Raw genomic sequence first — 16,034 nt, forward strand, 5'->3', positions numbered from 1 at the left:
TTCCGGATCATGCTTTAGACTTCGGGCGAATCCACGCCTGCCCTCCCCGCCGGAACCCCCATGCTCCAGACCCGATTTGCGATCGCGGCCGTCGCGCTCCTCGCATGCTCCGCCACCGCCTCTGCCCAGTTCGCGCCGCCGCCCGCAAGACCCGCGGCGCCCAAGCCCAGTGCGCCGTCGCCGCGCGCGGCCTCCTGCCATAACGGCGCGAGCTTCGATCGCTTCCTCGCCGACGTGAAGCAGCAGGCCATCGCCGCCGGCGTGTCGCAGCGGACGATCGCGGACACATCGCCCTATCTCGTCTACGACCAGGGCATCGTCAACCGCGACCGCGGCCAGCGCGTGTTCGGCCAGCTCTTCACCGAATTCGCCGGCCGGATGGCCGCGCCCTATCGCATGCAGAACGGGCAGCAGCACATCAAGCAATACGCCGCGGCGTTCGCACGCGCGGAGAAGGAATATGGCGTGCCGCCCGCCGTGATCGCCGCGTTCTGGGGCCTCGAGAGCGATTTCGGCGCCAACATGGGCAACCTGCCGACGCTGAAATCGCTGGTGTCGCTGGCCTATGATTGCCGCCGCTCGGAGATGTTCGTGAATGAGACCATCGCGGCGCTGAAGATCATCGACCGCGGCGATCTGCATCCCGAGGAGATGATCGGCTCCTGGGCCGGCGAGCTCGGCCAGACCCAATTCCTGCCGGTGCACTACGTCAACTACGCCGTCGACTATGACGGCGACGGACGCCGCGACCTGTTGCGCTCGCCAGCCGACGTGATCGGCTCGACCGCGAACTACATCGCAAACGGACTGAAATGGCGGCGCGGCGAGCCGTGGCTGGAGGAGATCAAGGTGCCGCCGAACCTGCCGTGGGAGAAGACCGATCTTACCGTGCGCGAGCCGCGCTCGACATGGGCGCAACTGGGCGTCACTTATTCCGACGGCCGCCCCTTGCCGAACGACAATCTGGCAGCGTCCGTGCTGCTGCCGATGGGACGCTTCGGGCCGGCCTTCATGGCCTATCCGAATTTCGCCGCCTACACCGAGTGGAACAACTCGCTGATCTATTCGACCACCGCGGGCTATCTCGCCTCGCGCATCGCCGGAGCGGCGCCGATGCGCAAGCCGGCGGCGCCGGTCGCGCAACTGCCATTCAACGAGCTCAAGGAATTGCAGCAGCTGCTGGTGCGCGCCGGCTTCAACGTCGGCAAGGTCGACGGTGTGCTGGGACAGCAGAGCCGCGCCGCGGTGAAAGCGATGCAGGTCAAATACGGCCTGCCAGCGGATTCCTGGCCGACCGCCGAGCTGCTCGCGCGCATGCGCGGCGGCACGGTGCAGGCCCAGCCACAGGCGACGGTGCGGTAGAATTTTCGCACCGCACAAGCCGTTTCCACGATTGTATTATTCCATGAGGCTCCCATGTGAGTGGCTCAGGTTTCCTCCTGAGTTTTCCCTCATTGAAGAGAGCATCACATGTCCTTCTACGACGCCGTCGTTCCCGCCTATTTGCAAATGCTGAACAGCGTGACCGGGCTGCTCACCAAGGCTGAGGCGCATTGCGCGGCCAGGAAGATCGATCCCAGCGTCCTGCTCGGCTCGCGCCTCTTCCCGGACATGCTGCCGCTGTCGCGGCAGATCCAGCTGGTCAGCGACTATCCGACCAGAGGCTGCGCGCGGCTGACGCAAAGCGAGGTCCCCTCGACGCCCGACACCGAAACGAGCTTTGCGGAGTTGAAGCAGCGGCTGGCGAAGACGATCGACTACGTCAAATCCTTCAAGCCTGAGCAGTTTGAGGGCGCCGAAGCCAGGGACGTCACCTTTCCGGTCGGCCCCGGCAAGACCATCACCATGACGGGACAGCAATTCCTGAGCTCGTTCTCGCTGCCGAACCTCTATTTCCACGCCGCGACAGCCCACGGCATCTTGCGTCATAACGGCGTCGAGATCGGCAAGCGCGATTTCATGGGCGCGAACTGATTTGTGAAATCGCACGGCCGCGACAGCGGAAATCCGCTGTCGCCGCCGAAATTGCACATGAATTATGCTACGCGCGCCCTGCCGCGTAGCTCGCCTGCACTTTCCGTATGGCTCATCCCTTGCGCCTGATGTCGCGATGCACAAGTGTTCGAGACCTCTCACCGCCTGGAAGCATTCCCATGAGCCGTTCGACCAAATTGTTTGAGACCTACAAGCTCGGCCCGATCACGCTGGCCAACCGCCTCGTCATGGCGCCGCTGACGCGTAATCGCGCCGTACCCGGCAGCTTCGTGCCCGGTCCGCTCGCCGCCGATTATTACGCCCAGCGCGCGTCCGCGGGCCTCCTGATCACCGAGGCGAGCCAGGTCTCGCAACAAGGTCAGGGCTACCAGGACACACCCGGCATCTATAGCAAGGAGCAGGTCGCTGGCTGGCGCAAGGTCACCGACAAAGTGCATGAACGCGGCGGCAAGATCTTCATCCAGCTCTGGCATGTCGGCCGCATCTCGCATGTCGATCTCCAGGCGAATGGCGCAGCTCCGGTGGCACCGAGCGCGATCCGCGCCAAGGGCAAGACCTTCGTCAACGGCGGCTTCGCCGACGTCTCCGAGCCGCGCGCGCTCGAGCTCTCCGAAATCCCTGCAATCATCGACGACTTCAAGCGCGCCACGAAGAATGCGCTGGAAGCCGGCTTCGACGGGGTCGAGATCCACGGCGCCAACGGCTATCTGCTCGAGCAGTTCGCCAAGGACGGCACCAACAAGCGCCTAGACGCCTATGGCGGCTCGATCGAGAACCGCGCGAAGCTGATGCTGGAGGTCTCCAAGGCGGTCGTCGCCGAGGCCGGCGCCGATCGTACCGGCATCCGCATCTCGCCGGTGACGCCGGCCAACGACATCTCGGATTCCAACCCGCAGGCCCTGTACGATCACATCGTCGACGGCCTCAGCGCGCTGAAGCTGGTCTATCTTCATGTGGTCGAAGGCGCCACCGGCGGGCCGCGCGACGTCGCGCCGTTCGACTATGCGTCGTTGCGCAAGCGCTTCAGTGGTGCCTACGTCGCCAACAATGGCTACGATTTCGAGCTCGCAAACAAGGTGCTGGCCGCCAACGCCGCCGACCTGATCGCCTTCGGCAAGCCGTTCATCTCCAACCCCGACCTGGTCGAGCGGCTGAAGCAGGGGGCGACGCTGAACGACTGGGACAAGAATACTTTCTACGGCGGCGGCGCCAAGGGGTATACGGATTACCCGACGCTGGCGGCCGAGCCGGCGGAGTAGGCCCACGCAATCACTGTCATGCCCCGCGAACGCGGGGCATGACAGTACGCGCCGGCCTCGCATAGCCGCAGGGCGATGCGTATGCGCGCCAGACGCACTTTTGGACCGGTCATACCACGTCGAACTTGACGCCTTGAGCCAGCGGGAGCGTGCGGCCGTAATTGATGGTGTTGGTCGCTCGCCGCATATAGGTTTTCCACGCGTCGGATCCGGACTCGCGTCCGCCGCCGGTCTCCTTCTCGCCGCCGAAGGCGCCTCCGATCTCCGCGCCGGATGGGCCGATATTGACGTTGGCAATGCCGCAATCAGAGCCACGCGCCGACAAGAATGTTTCCGCTTCGCGCAGATCATTGGTGAAGATGGACGACGACAGCCCCTGCGGAACGGCGTTGTGCAACTCGAGCACGGCGTCGAAATCGCGATATTTCATCACGTAGAGGATCGGCGCGAAGGTCTCGTGCACAACCGGTCCGGTCTGCGCCGCGATCTCGACCAGCGCCGGGCGGACATAGTAAGCGTCGGCGGCCCCTTCGATGGCAATGCGTTCGCCACCTTGGACCTGACCTCCGGCAGCGCTCGCAGCCTCGAGCGCACGCTGCATCGCGTGATAGGCCGCGCCGTCGATCAGCGGACCAACCAGGTTACCGCCTTCCAGCGGAGAGCCGACGGTGACGGACGCATAGGCCCGCTTCAGGCGCGGCACAAAGCTGTCGTAGATGCTCTCGTGGACGAACAGGCGACGCAACGTCGTGCAACGCTGTCCCGCCGTTCCCATCGCGGCAAAGGCAACGCCACGCAGCGTGAGGTCGAGGTCGGCCGTCGGCGCGACGATCGCCGCATTGTTGCCGCCGAGCTCGAGCAACGCCCGGGCGAACCGGCTGGCGAGCCGCGGACCGACCGCGCGTCCCATTGCTGTAGACCCGGTTGCCGAGACCAGAGGCACCTTCGCATGGTCGACGAGCGCCTCGCCGATCTCACGGCCGCCGAACAGCACCACCGCGAGCCCCTGCGGCGCATCCCCGCCAGCCTCGTTGAAGCGTTTGACCGCACGCTCAAAAAGGGCGTGGGTCGCAAGCGCAGTCAGCGGTGTTTTCTCGGACGGCTTCCAGACGAGGCTGTTGCCGCACACCAGCGCCAGGGCTGCGTTCCAGGCCCACACAGCGACCGGAAAATTGAACGCAGAGATGATGCCGGTGACGCCAAGCGGATGCCAGCTTTCCATCATGCGATGCTCGCCGCGCTCGGTTGCGATCGTCAGTCCGTAGAGCTGCCGCGACAGGCCGACCGCGAAATCGCAGATGTCGATCATCTCCTGAACCTCGCCAAGGCCTTCGGAGACGATCTTGCCGACCTCGATCGACACCAGTCGGCCCAAAGCCTCCTTGCGGGCGCGAAGCTCCTCGCCGAACAGCCGCACGAGCTCCCCTCGCTTGGGTGGCGGCACCAGTCGCCAGCCGAGGTACGCCGCGTGCGCCTGTTCGATCACGCCGGCAGCTTCGGCTGCGCCGATCTCCATGACGCGGCCAATGATCCCGCCCGTGATCGGCGTACGAACGACGATGGCGCCCTCCGTATAGTCGGAGCGCTTGACGCCGAGCTCGGCGAGAAGCCTGTCGACTTCGCCGGCAAGATCGACATTGGCGGTATGCGTCTGCGGTGCTGATTTGACGGACATGGCGGTTTTCCAAATGTTGCAGTTGAACTTAGTTCCGTAGCTCACTCGCGCGCCCATTCCGCAAGGCCGGAACGCAATGCGCTCCCAGGAAAGCCATGGCGGTATCCATCTCGCGCAGGACCATGCGCAGGATGGCTTCGGCGCCCGCCTCTCCCCCGGATGCAAGCCCCCACAGCGGCAAGCGGCCGAGAAGCACAGCTTCCGCGCCCAGCGCCAGATACTTCAGGACGTCGGTGCCGCGCCGGACGCCGCTGTCGGCCAGAATCGTCAGACGCCCCTTCACGGCGCCGACAATCGCCGGAATGCAGTCCGCAGGAGCCGGCAGACAGTCGAGATTGCGGCCGCCATGGACCGAAACCACGACGCCGTCGGCGCCGATCTCGACTGCCCTTTCGGCGTCCTCCACCGCAAGCACGCCCTTGATGGTGAGCTTGCCCGGCCAGATCTCGCGCAGCCAGCACATGTCATCCCAGCTCAGCCGCGGCTCGATCCGGACCGACTCGGCAATGTCAGCGCGGGTGATGGCGGTGCGGAACGCTTCCGGATAATGGCCGTAGGTCGGCATGCCCTCGCTCACCAAATAGCGCGCCAGAACCCCGAACAGCCAACTCGGATGCAGTGACACGTCGAGCATGCTGCGCAGCCGCGGTTTGAAAGGAATACCGAAACCGTTGCGTTCATTATACTCCCGCTTCGGCGAGACCGGCGTATCGACCGTGACGAGCAGGTTGTCGCAGCCGCAGGCGCTCGCCCGCTCCAGGAGGCGCGCGGTCAGGGCGCGATCGCGCCAGACATAGAGCTGGAACCAGAGCAGCGCATCCGGCGCGCCGCGCCGGATCGTCTCCACGGTTGTCACCGATTGCGTCGAGATGCAGACGGGAATGCCGACGCGCGAGGCCGCGCGGGCAAGCTTCGTCTCCCCATCATGCGAAACAAGTCCGGCGAGCGCAGTTGGCGCGACGACGAGGGGCCCGGCGAGCCTTCGGCCGAACAACACCGTGTCGAGATCGCGCCGGTCGCGCCCCGTCAGTACCGCGGGCAGCAGGGTAATGGCGTCAAGCGAGGCCCGCAGGCGCGTCAATGCCGTTTCGTCCTCCGAGCCGCGATCAATGTACTCGAACAAGCCGCGCGGGAGGAACCGTCGCGCTCGGCGGCGATAGTCGCTGGAATTGAGGAGCATCGGCATCGGCGTTCAGGCCGCGTAGCGCTTGAACTTGGACTTCGAGATCGAGGTTGCGGCAACGTGAACATGCTGAACGAGTTCGGCTTCGACACGCTCCGTGGTCCATCGCGTCGTGGGGACGGAGATGTTGACCGCGGCGATGGCCCGTCCGTGCTCGTCGATGATCGGCGCCGCAACGGAAATATCGCCCATGACGCTTTGGTTGATCTGGATCGAATAGCCGCGCTTGGCGGCGAGGTGCACCTGCTTCATGAGCTTATCCGGATCCGTAATCGTGTAAGGCGTGAGTGGCTCAAGCCGCGTACGCTTCAAGAGCTCCTGTTGCTCTGCCTCAGGAAGAGCCGCCAGGATGGCTATGCCGGAAGCCGTGAAATAGGCCGGAAGCCGGCTTCCGATCACGAAGTCGATATGGATGAGGTGCTGGCCGGGAAAGCGCGCCACGAACACGACCTCGTGGCCGTCCAGTTCATGCAGGTTACAGGTCTCGCCAAGATTGCGGCTGATCTCGAGAAGATAGGGCGAGGCCTTGTCGATGAGCTCGTTGGCCTTGAGATAGCTGTGGGAGAACTGCAGCACCTTCGACGTCAGCCCGTAGTTGCGCGTGCCCTCAACCCGCTTGAGATAGCCGAGCGATTCCAGCGTGTAGACCAGGCGCTGCGTAGCGCTGCGATCGAGATTGGCGGCCCGCGCGATATCGGCAAGTGTCATGAAGCGCCGTGGCCCATCGAAGGCATGCAGAACCTGGAACGCCTTCTCGGTCGAGCCGACGAACAGAGACGAGCGCGGCTCGTCCGCCTTGTCAGTCGCCTTCGCCGCGGACTTTGCGCTTGTCTTGTCGCCTACCTTGGCGGCCTTTGCCTTCGCAGGCCGGCCGCCGCTCACGCGGCTGCTACGCGCCATGCTGCCATCCTCTCATGCGATGCCCTCCGAGATCGCCAGCTGCCGGCCGAGCTCGGCACGCAAGGCGGCGACCAGGGCTGGCGCCGGCTGCACCAGCGGCGCCAGCATCCGCGGTGCTTCGACGCCGACCATGTCCATCACGGCCTTCATCGGTCCCGGATTGGTCTCGGCGAACGCCATGTTCATCAGTGGAATCAGGCGGCGATGCAGGCTCAGGGCCTCCGCCGTCTTGCCTGCAGTCGCCGTCTCGAAGATCTGACGCCAGGCGCGCGGCAACAGGCACGCGGTCACGATGATGCCGCCCCTGGCGCCCGCGGCGAGATGCAGCGGAAAGAGGCTGTCTTCGCCGCTCAGCACCGCAAAGCTCTCGTCGACGCCGGCCACGACCTGAAGGAAATGATACATGTCGAGATTGCAGGCCTTCATGCCGATGATGTTGGGATGCCTGGAGAGCTCATGCAGGATCTTGGGCTCGATCGCGATCCGGGTGCGATAGGGAATCTCGTAGATCAGGATCGGCACCGGCGAGGCATCGGCATAGCGCAGGAAATAGTCGCGAACGCCCGCCTGAGTCGGGTTGGTATAATATGGCGTAAGAACCAGCAGGCCGTCCACGCCCTCGGCTGCGAATTCACGGCCCGCCTGCAAGGCATCGTGGAAGCCGGTGTCGAGCACGCCTGCGATGACGGGTCCCTTGCCGGCCATCGCCTTCGCCGACAGACCGGCCATCTTGATCCGCTCGGATCTAGCCAGCGCACCGTATTCGCCTGTGCCGCCGAGCGGCACCACGCCGTCGATACCCTGCTTGTTGAGCCAGGTGAACATGGAAGAGACCGCGGCGGCTTCGATGGTGTCGTCGGCCTTGACCGGGGTCGGAATGGCCGGGAACAGGCCGCGGAGACGATTGGCAGTGAGCATGACTTGAGAACCTCTGGTTGGACGGTGGCGCCTCTATCTCGCGGCGGCGCGCCGGCGCAGGCGTTCGGCCACGAAGATGAGAAGCCCCATGAAAACGAACAGACAGGTCGAGACGGCGGCGATCGAGGGCGAGACCTGAAGCGTCACCTCGTCCCAGAACTGCTTGGGCAACGTCGCGTTGAGGCCGCCGGTGGCAAACAGCGCGATGGTCAGCTCGTCGAACGAGGTCGCAAACGCAAACAGGAAAGACGACATCATCCCGGCGCCGAGGATCGGGAAGGTGACGAAACGCAGCGTCGCGACCGGGCGCGCCCCGAGGCTCTGCGCAGCCTGATCCAGCCGCGTGTCATAATTGCGCAGCACGGCCATCATGGTCATGACCACGTAAGGCACGGCGACGACGGTGTGGCCGAGAATGAGGCCGACGGCGCTGCCGACGAGACCCATGCGCGCGAACACGTAGAACAGGCCGACTGCGATGATCATGCGCGGCACCACGATCGGCGACAGGATGAAGGCGAGCCACGCCGCCTTGCCGCGGATATCGCTGCGCACCAGCAGGAACGCGGCCGGCGTGCCGATCAGCATGGCGAGCAGACCGGTGCCGATGCCAACCAGCAGCGAGCGCAGCATGGCCTGGGTCCAGACCGGCGAATTCAGCACCGTCTCGTACCAATGCAGGGTAAAGCCCTGCGGCGGCCAATTCAGACCGCCGGTGCCGAATGACAGCGGGATCATCAGTATCGTCGGGGCGCTGATGATGAGCAGCATGGTCCAGACGAAAGCCTGCAAGCCCATGCCGGCCTGATCGGGATTGCGGTCGCGACGGCGTGACGGCCATAGCAGAACGATACGGTCGGAAATCGCGCCGAGCAGCGTCAGCAGCGCATCGCCTGTCCGCACGACTGGGCCCGACAGACGCGACGGCTTCGCATTGCTCGGTGCCGATGCGCCCGTCATGGTCGACAGGCCGAGCAGCCGGTCATAGGCGGCAAAGACGATGAGGACGACGACCAGCAGCAGCACCGAGATCGCACCGGCGAAGCCCCAGTTCATGGTCTGCTGGACCTGGTCGATGATGAGCTGGGTGATCATGGTCTCGCGGCGTCCGCCGAGCAGCGCCGGCACGATGAAGAAGCCGATCGCCGTGACGAACACCATGATTCCGGCAGCGGCAACGCCGGGCAACGACAGCGGAAAATAGATCTTCCAGAACGCCATGCCCGGTCGCGCTCCGAGCGTGGCGGCAGCGCGCGGCAGGGTGCGGTCGATGTTCTCCATCACCGAGAGCATGGTCAGCACGGCGAGCGGCAGCAGCGCATTGACCATACCGACCAGGACGCTGCCGAAATTGTAGAGCAGGCTCGCGGGGCTCGAGATGATGCCGAGCGAGAGCAGGAGCTTGTTGATGACGCCGTTGCGGCCGAGCAGCACGATCCAGGCGAAGGCGCGAACGAGAAAGCTGGTCCAGAACGACAGCAGCACCCAGAACAGCAGCGTCGCCTTACGCTCCTTGCCGACGACCGAGATCAGATAGGCGATCGGATAGCCGGTGACGACGCAGACCAGCGTGGTCGCCAGCGATATCTTGAGCGTGATCAGGAGAACGTCGAGATAGACGGACGAAGCAAAGAGCTGGCGATATTGCGCAAGCGTGAAGCCATTGTCGCCGTAGACGCTGAGCAGCAGCAGCTGGCCGACGGGATAGACCAGAAACAACACGAGCAGCAGCACCAGCGGCGCGCCCATTGCGGCCCGCGTCCAGGCCAGCCTCTGCGATATCGCGCGCATGCCAGCCAAGCTCAGCCCCCCTTCCCGTCATGGATGGCGACGGCATCCGCCGCATGCCATCCGAGCGACAGGCGCTGGCCGATCTCGTAAGGCGCCGCTCCGCTGCGGGTCGGATGGGCAGCAACGAGCTGGGGCAGGTCCGCGGTCTCCGGTGCGATGTAGAGCCGCGTCAGGCTGCCGCTGATCATCACGTCCGTAAGCCGGCCGGACAGCTGGCCGCCCTCGCCGACCACGAGGTTCTGCGGGCGCACCATGACCTTGACCGGCTCGCCGGCGACGAACCGGGAGCCATTGCCGACCGCGCGCGAGGCCGCAAGCTGCTCGGTGAGGACGATGTCCAGTCCCTCGCCGTCGACGCCGCGCACGGTGGCGCTGAGCAGGTTGGACTCGCCGAGGAAGTCGGCGACGAACACCGAGCGCGGCCGGAAGTAGAGATCCTGCGGCGTGCCGAGCTGCTCGATCGCGCCTGCGTTCATCAGGCAGATGCGATCCGACATGGTCATCGCCTCTTCCTGGTCGTGGGTAACGTAGACGATCGTGGTGCCGAGCTCGCGATGGATGCGCTTGATCTCGAGCTGCATCTGGTCGCGCAGCTTCTTGTCGAGTGCCCCCAGCGGCTCGTCCATCAGAATGATGGCGGGGCGATAGACGATGCAGCGCGCCAGCGCGATGCGCTGCTGCTGACCGCCGGACAATTCGCGCGGATAACGCTTTGCGACGTGCGGCAGGCGCACCGTCTCCAGCGCCTCGGCGGTACGCCGGCGCGCCTCCGCATCAGAGACTTTCCGCATCTTGAGGGGAAAGGCGATGTTGTCCTCGATCGTCATGTGAGGAAACAGCGCGTAGTTCTGGAACACGACACCGATGTCGCGCGCATAGGCCGGGCTGCGCGTGACGTCGGTGTCGTCGATCAGAATCTGCCCTTCGTCGGGATGGGCGAGTCCGGCGATCAGGCTGAGCAGCGTAGTCTTGCCCGATCCCGAGGGGCCGAGCAGGGTGAGGAATTCGCCCTTTGCGACGTCGAGGCTGGTCGGCGCCAGCGCAACGAAGTCGCCATAGCGCTTGCACAGCGCGTGAATGCGCAGGCTCGAGGAGACCATGAGCCGCTCCGATCCGCTGGCGCCTACCTTGCCGATCAAGCCAGGATCCAGCTGTTGAAGCGCTCGATGACGGCGGCCTGGTTGTCGAGCCAGTATTTGGCGTTGATCTTCAGCCCGGCCTTGATGTTGTCGGGGTAGGTCGGGCAGTTCTTCGCGACTTCGGGCTTGACGTAGTTGAAGGCCTCCGGCTGCGTGAGACCGGCCGGGAAATATTCGACGAGCGCCGCCTGGCGCTTCGGATCAGAAGCGAACTTGATGAACTCGCGGCAGGCATCGGCGTTCGGCGTGCCTGATAGGATCGACCAATTGTCGCCGCCCCAGATGCCCTGATTCCAGACGATCTCGACCGGCGCGCCGGCTGCTTGGGCTGCCTGGGGACGCGACACCCAGGTCGGCAGCAGATCAATCTCGCCCGAGGTCAGCATCTGCTCGACCTGCGCGCCGCTGGTCCACCACACGGCGACCTGCGACTTGATCTTGTCGAGCGAGGCAAAGGCCTTGTCGAGATCGCAGGGGTAGACCTGCGCGGTCGGCACGCCCGCACCCATCAGCGCCTGCTCGATCGTGTCGAACGGATGCTTGCGCACGGCGCGGCGGCCCGGAAACTCCGCCACGTTCCAGAAATCAGCCCAGGACTGCGGTGCTTTGCGTCCTTTGAATGCGTCCGTGCGGTAGGCCAGCACGGTGGTGTAGACGTTGGTGGCAACACCGTAGGGCGAAGCAAATTCGGCCGGGATCGACTTGACGACCGGCTCGGATTCGAGACCGTGCTTCTCCAGATATTGCTTGCCGCCGGTGGTCAGTATCTCGATCGCGGGCCAGGAGATCTTGGCCATGTCCCAGCTGTAGTTCTTGGTATCGACCATGGTCTTGATCTGCGCGACCGGCTCTGCATTGGCCTGCACGCCGACGACCTCGATGCCGGTCGCTGCGGTGAACGGACGATAGAACACCGCGCCATAGGCCTTGGTGTAGATGCCGCCGTCGTCGCGCACGACGATGCGCTTGCCCGCGGCGCGGGACGGCGACCAGACGGACGGCGCGGCCAGCGCGACAGCGCCGGCTCCCGCGCCAAGCAGCAGACGACGGCGGGAAGTAATGAGCTTCGATGCGTTGGTCATGTCAGTCCCCTCTCTACGATGTTGCGGTGGTCGGCGAAATTGGGGCCGCCTCAGGCGCCCATGACGGCGGCAGAACGCGGCCGGGATTGAACAGACCCGACGGATCGAACGCCTGTTTCACCGCCCGCATAAGAGCGAGCTCGACCGGCGGCTTGTAGCGGCTCATCTCGCCGGTCAGCGTGCGCCCGACGCCGTGCTCGGCGCTGAAGGTGCCGCGCAAGGAGCTGGCGACATCGTTCATGGCGCGGCGGATCTTCTGCGCAGTCACGTCGCGGTCCGGCAGCGCGTCCCATTCGGCGAAGCTGAAGAAGGGGATGAGATGGATGTTGCCATCGCCCATGTGGCCGACAATGATGAACGGCAGGTCCGGTACGATCGCGCGCACAGCCGCCATGGCCTGGTCGATGAAGGCAGGCACGGTGGAGACCGGCACGGCGGTATCCGAGGTCAGGCCGACGCCGGCCTTCTTGTTGGCTTCCGACACGCTGTGACGCAACAGCCACATCGCCTTGCGCTGCGCCTCGCTGGACGCGACGACGCCGTCGCTGACGAGGCCCGCTTCAAGCGCCTGCTCGAGCACCGCCTGCATCGTCGCCGCGAGCGCGGCTGCATCGCCGGTGTCGGAGAGTTCAACGAGCACGTGCCAGGTGTCGATCTCTGCGACCGGGCAGCGCCGGCCCGGTACCTGCTCCAGCACGAGCTGGATCTGTTTGGCATTCATCAGCTCGAAGGCGGAGAGCCGCGAGTTGCAGGCCGCCTGGAACAGCCCGAGCACGTCGAGCGCCTGATGCGGACTGTCGACAGTGAGCCAGGCGACGGCTTCCGCCGTCGGCAGCGGATGCAGCTTCAGCACCGCACCGGTGATGATGCCGAGCGTGCCTTCCGAACCGATAAACAGATGCTTGAGGTCGTAGCCGGTGTTATTCTTGCGCAGCGCGTAGAGGCCGTCCCAGATCGAGCCGTCCGGCAGCACGACTTCGAGCCCGAGCACATTGTCGCGCGTATTGCCATAGCGGAGCACGCCGGTGCCGCCGGCATTGGTGCCGATATTACCGCCAATCTGGCACGAGCCTTCAGCGCCGAGGCTGACCGGATAAAGCCGGCCGGCGGCAACCGCGCTCTCCTGGATGGTCGCAAGCACGCAGCCGGCATCGACCACCATGGTATTGTTGACGGGATCGAGCGAGCGGATCCGGCGCATGCGCGTCAGGGCAACGATCACAGGCGGCTTGCCCTGCCCCGACGGCGTCGCGCCGCCGCACAGGCTGGTGTTGCCGCCCTGCGGCAGCACCGGCGTGTCATGGGCGACACAGAGACGGACGATCGCCGCGACCTGCTCCGTCGTCGAAGGCAGGACCGCGCAGAGCGCCGGCGCGTGAAACCGGCCGCGCCAATCTTCGGTCAGACCCGCGAGATCCTCCTCGCGCGTCAGCACGGCCGTGTCGCCCAGCAACTGCCTGAACGCCTCGATCAATGCCATCCACCCGCCTCCGGAACGGGCCAATGCTGGCCCAAACGGCTTTCGCGAGTAATCGATATACGATTACTTCAATCGCATTATGCTGATCATGAATTCGATGTGATGGGGAGTCAAGCGGAGGCGCGGTCGACTACGCCGTCTCCCCGCGTCGTCCTGGCGAAAGCCACGGCCCATTTCCCCGGTGGCCGTTGTCTTGGCCCGACGTGGCCACCGTTGTTCGCCATAACAAAGTTCGGTGGTTACGGGTCCTGGCCTTCGCCAGGACCACACCGTGGTTGTGGTGGGCGCCTTCCTCAACAAACGCGTCGTTGCGAGCTGCGCTTGCAATGACGGGTGTGGAAGCAACACACCACCAAAACAAAAAGGCCGGGATTGCTCCCGGCCTTTCGTGGTTATGAGACGTCGCTTACTGCAGCGATGCGCGCTTGGGCGGAGTGGCGGGCCACGACTTGATCAGGGTGTCGTAGTCCACCGTCTCGCCCTTCGGCTTCTCGTTGGCGAGCTTGCGCTGCGGCGCGATGGTGCCGTCCTTCTGGGCCTTGGCGAACCAGAATTCGGCCGACTCCTTCTTGTGCAGCTTCGGACCGCAGGCGCCCTGCACGCCGGACTTCTCCAGGCGCTCCAGCACGGAGTCCTGGGCCGCCGCGAGAGCGTCCATCGCCTGCTGCGGCGTCTTCGCACCGGACGACGCATCGCCGATGTTCTGCCACCACAGCTGCGCGAGCTTCGGATAGTCGGGCACGTTGTTGCCGGTGGGGGTCCACTGCACACGCGCGGGCGAGCGGTAGAACTCGATCAGGCCGCCGAGCTTCGGCGCACGCTCGGTGAACGACTTGTCCCAGATGTCGGATTCACGGATGAAGGTGAGACCGACATGGCTCTTCTTCAAGCTCACCGACTTGGAAACGATGAACTGGAGATAGAGCCAGGCTGCCTTGCGGCGATCCGGCGGGGTCGACTTCAGCAGCGTGGCGGAGCCGGCGTCCTGGTAGCCGAGCTTCATGCCTTCCTTCCAGTAGGAGCCGTGCGGCGACGGAGCCATACGCCATTTCGGCGTACCGTCCGCATTCACCACCGGCAGACCCGGCTTCACCATGTCGGCGGTGAAGGCGGTGTACCAGAACATCTGCTGGGCGATGTTACCCTGCGACGGCACGGGGCCCGACTCGGAGAAGGTCATGCCCTGCGCCTGCGGCGGCGCATACTTCTTCATCCACTCGAGATACTTCGTGATCGAGTAGACTGCGGCCGGACCATTGGTGTCGCCGCCACGCTCCACCGAAGAGCCGACCGGGCGGCAGCCCTCCATGCGGATGCCCCATTCGTCGACCGGCAGACCGTTCGGAATGCCCTTGTCACCGTTGCCGGCCATCGACAGCCAGGCGTCGGTGAAGCGCCATCCGAGCGATGGGTCCTTCTTGCCATAGTCCATATGGCCGTAGACCTTGACGCCGTTGATCTCCTTGATGTCGTTGGTGAAGAACTCGGCGATGTCCTCATAGGCCGACCAGTTCACGGGCACGCCGAGCTCGTAGCCATACTTGGCCTTGAACTTGGCCTTGTAGTCGGCATTGGTGAACCAGTCGTAGCGGAACCAGTAGAGGTTCGCGAACTGCTGGTCGGGCAGCTGGTAGAGCTTGCCGTCCGGCCCGGTGCCGAACGACTTGCCGATGAAGTCGTTGACGTCGAGCATGGGGTTGGTGACGTCCTTGCCCTCGCCGGTCATATAGTCCGACAGCGCAATGGTCTGGCCGTAGCGGAAATGCGTGCCGATCAGGTCGGAGTCGTTGATCCAGCCGTCATAGACGTTCTTGCCCGACTGCATCTGGGTCTGCAGCTTCTCGACGACGTCACCTTCCTGGATGAGATCGTGCTTGAGCTTGATGCCGGTGAGCTCGGAGAATGCCTTGGCGAGCGTCTGCGCCTCGTATTCATGAGTCGTGATCGTCTCGGAGACGACGTTGATCTCCATGCCCTTGAACGGTTCGGCCGCCTTGGCGAACCACTCCAGCTCCTTCTTCTGGTCCTCCTTCGACAGCGTCGAAGGCGTGAATTCCGCGATCCACTTCTGGATCACGGCGTCGTCGGCGGCGCGAACCGGCGCCGAGACGGCGAGCGACACTGCGATGATCGCAGCGGCGCTGGACATGGTCAGAAAGCTATTCTTGGTCAATGGACCTTTCCTTCTCCTAAACTGTCGCATGTTTTCCTCCGTTGCAGCGACAAACTTTTATACAGGCCCGGGTTGGTCCCGGATCTGGCCGTCCCTTCGCAAGCTTCAGACCGTGCGGAAAATGAGCGCGGCCGTGACCAGCGAAATTCCTGATGCGAGCCACAGGCTCGAGATCTCAAACCCCTCCTCGCCGACCGGCAGCGTGGCGATCGCGTCGGTGCCGACGAGGCCGATCCACGCGAGGTGGATGACGGCGGCCGCGATCAGCGAGATGAACAGGCGGTCGCCGCGCGTGGTCGGGATGCGCAGCACGCCGACACGCTCGGCCTCGGGATAGACCGCGGCGAGCCAGGTCATCACCGCCAGCGTGCACGCGAGCGCGGCAAAGAAGATCGCGGTCGGCAGCGTCCAGGCCATCCATGCGATGGATTCCATTGAT

At 64.7% G+C, this 16,034-nt stretch carries 13 protein-coding genes; 3 read left to right on the forward strand and 10 right to left on the reverse strand.

Translation table 11 applies throughout. The annotated features are described in order from the left end of the window. The first annotated feature begins 60 nt into the window (after positions 1–60). From N2602_RS30315 to N2602_RS30325, 3 genes are all read left to right on the forward strand, one after another. The gene (locus tag N2602_RS30315) at positions 61–1,362 is read left to right on the forward strand and encodes a lytic murein transglycosylase (protein WP_260380356.1); all 1,302 of its coding nucleotides are present in this window, start codon (positions 61–63) and stop codon (positions 1,360–1,362) included. Between the two features lie 108 nt (positions 1,363–1,470). Next, the gene (locus N2602_RS30320; RefSeq protein ID WP_260380357.1) at positions 1,471–1,974 is read left to right on the forward strand and encodes a DUF1993 family protein; all 504 of its coding nucleotides are present in this window, start codon (positions 1,471–1,473) and stop codon (positions 1,972–1,974) included. A gap of 179 nt (positions 1,975–2,153) precedes the next feature. After that, positions 2,154–3,254 (forward strand): alkene reductase, encoded by a 1,101-nt coding sequence (locus N2602_RS30325; protein WP_260380358.1) that lies wholly within the window; start codon positions 2,154–2,156, stop codon positions 3,252–3,254. A 109-nt stretch (positions 3,255–3,363) separates the two neighbouring features. Here the strand turns inward: N2602_RS30325 and N2602_RS30330 are convergent, their stop codons facing one another. From N2602_RS30330 to N2602_RS30375, 10 genes are all read right to left on the reverse strand, one after another. Next, positions 3,364–4,929: an aldehyde dehydrogenase family protein gene (locus N2602_RS30330; RefSeq protein WP_260380359.1), complete on the reverse strand. Its 1,566-nt coding sequence runs from the start codon at positions 4,927–4,929 to the stop codon at positions 3,364–3,366. Positions 4,930–4,957: 28 nt separating this feature from the next. Further along, complete coding sequence (locus N2602_RS30335) at positions 4,958–6,115, reverse strand: alpha-hydroxy acid oxidase (protein WP_260380360.1); 1,158 nt, start codon at positions 6,113–6,115, stop codon at positions 4,958–4,960. Between the two features lie 6 nt (positions 6,116–6,121). Next, positions 6,122–7,012 (reverse strand): IclR family transcriptional regulator, encoded by an 891-nt coding sequence (locus N2602_RS30340; RefSeq protein ID WP_172785873.1) that lies wholly within the window; start codon positions 7,010–7,012, stop codon positions 6,122–6,124. Between the two features lie 12 nt (positions 7,013–7,024). Further along, a complete protein-coding gene (gene dapA / locus N2602_RS30345; RefSeq protein WP_260380361.1) occupies positions 7,025–7,930 on the reverse strand; it encodes a 4-hydroxy-tetrahydrodipicolinate synthase in 906 nt (301 codons plus the stop codon). Positions 7,931–7,963: 33 nt separating this feature from the next. After that, on the reverse strand, positions 7,964–9,721 hold the full coding sequence (locus N2602_RS30350; RefSeq protein ID WP_172785871.1) for an ABC transporter permease subunit: 1,758 nt from the start codon (positions 9,719–9,721) through the stop codon (positions 7,964–7,966). Positions 9,722–9,732: 11 nt separating this feature from the next. Then, complete coding sequence (locus N2602_RS30355) at positions 9,733–10,821, reverse strand: ABC transporter ATP-binding protein (RefSeq protein WP_260383733.1); 1,089 nt, start codon at positions 10,819–10,821, stop codon at positions 9,733–9,735. 35 nt (positions 10,822–10,856) lie between these two features. After that, positions 10,857–11,942 carry an ABC transporter substrate-binding protein gene (locus N2602_RS30360; RefSeq protein ID WP_260380362.1) on the reverse strand — a complete coding sequence of 362 codons (1,086 nt, stop codon included), beginning with the start codon at positions 11,940–11,942 and terminating at the stop codon, positions 10,857–10,859. A gap of 13 nt (positions 11,943–11,955) precedes the next feature. Then, entirely contained in the window at positions 11,956–13,422 is a 1,467-nt protein-coding gene (locus tag N2602_RS30365) for an FAD-binding oxidoreductase (protein ID WP_260380363.1), read from the reverse strand. Between the two features lie 406 nt (positions 13,423–13,828). Continuing rightward, entirely contained in the window at positions 13,829–15,571 is a 1,743-nt protein-coding gene (locus N2602_RS30370; protein WP_260383734.1) for an ABC transporter substrate-binding protein, read from the reverse strand. A gap of 129 nt (positions 15,572–15,700) precedes the next feature. After that, entirely contained in the window at positions 15,701–16,030 is a 330-nt protein-coding gene (locus N2602_RS30375; RefSeq protein ID WP_172785867.1) for a DUF2160 domain-containing protein, read from the reverse strand. Positions 16,031–16,034 lie beyond the last annotated feature (4 nt).

The sequence above is a fragment of the Bradyrhizobium sp. NC92 genome (assembly GCF_025200865.1).
Classification (GTDB): domain Bacteria; phylum Pseudomonadota; class Alphaproteobacteria; order Rhizobiales; family Xanthobacteraceae; genus Bradyrhizobium.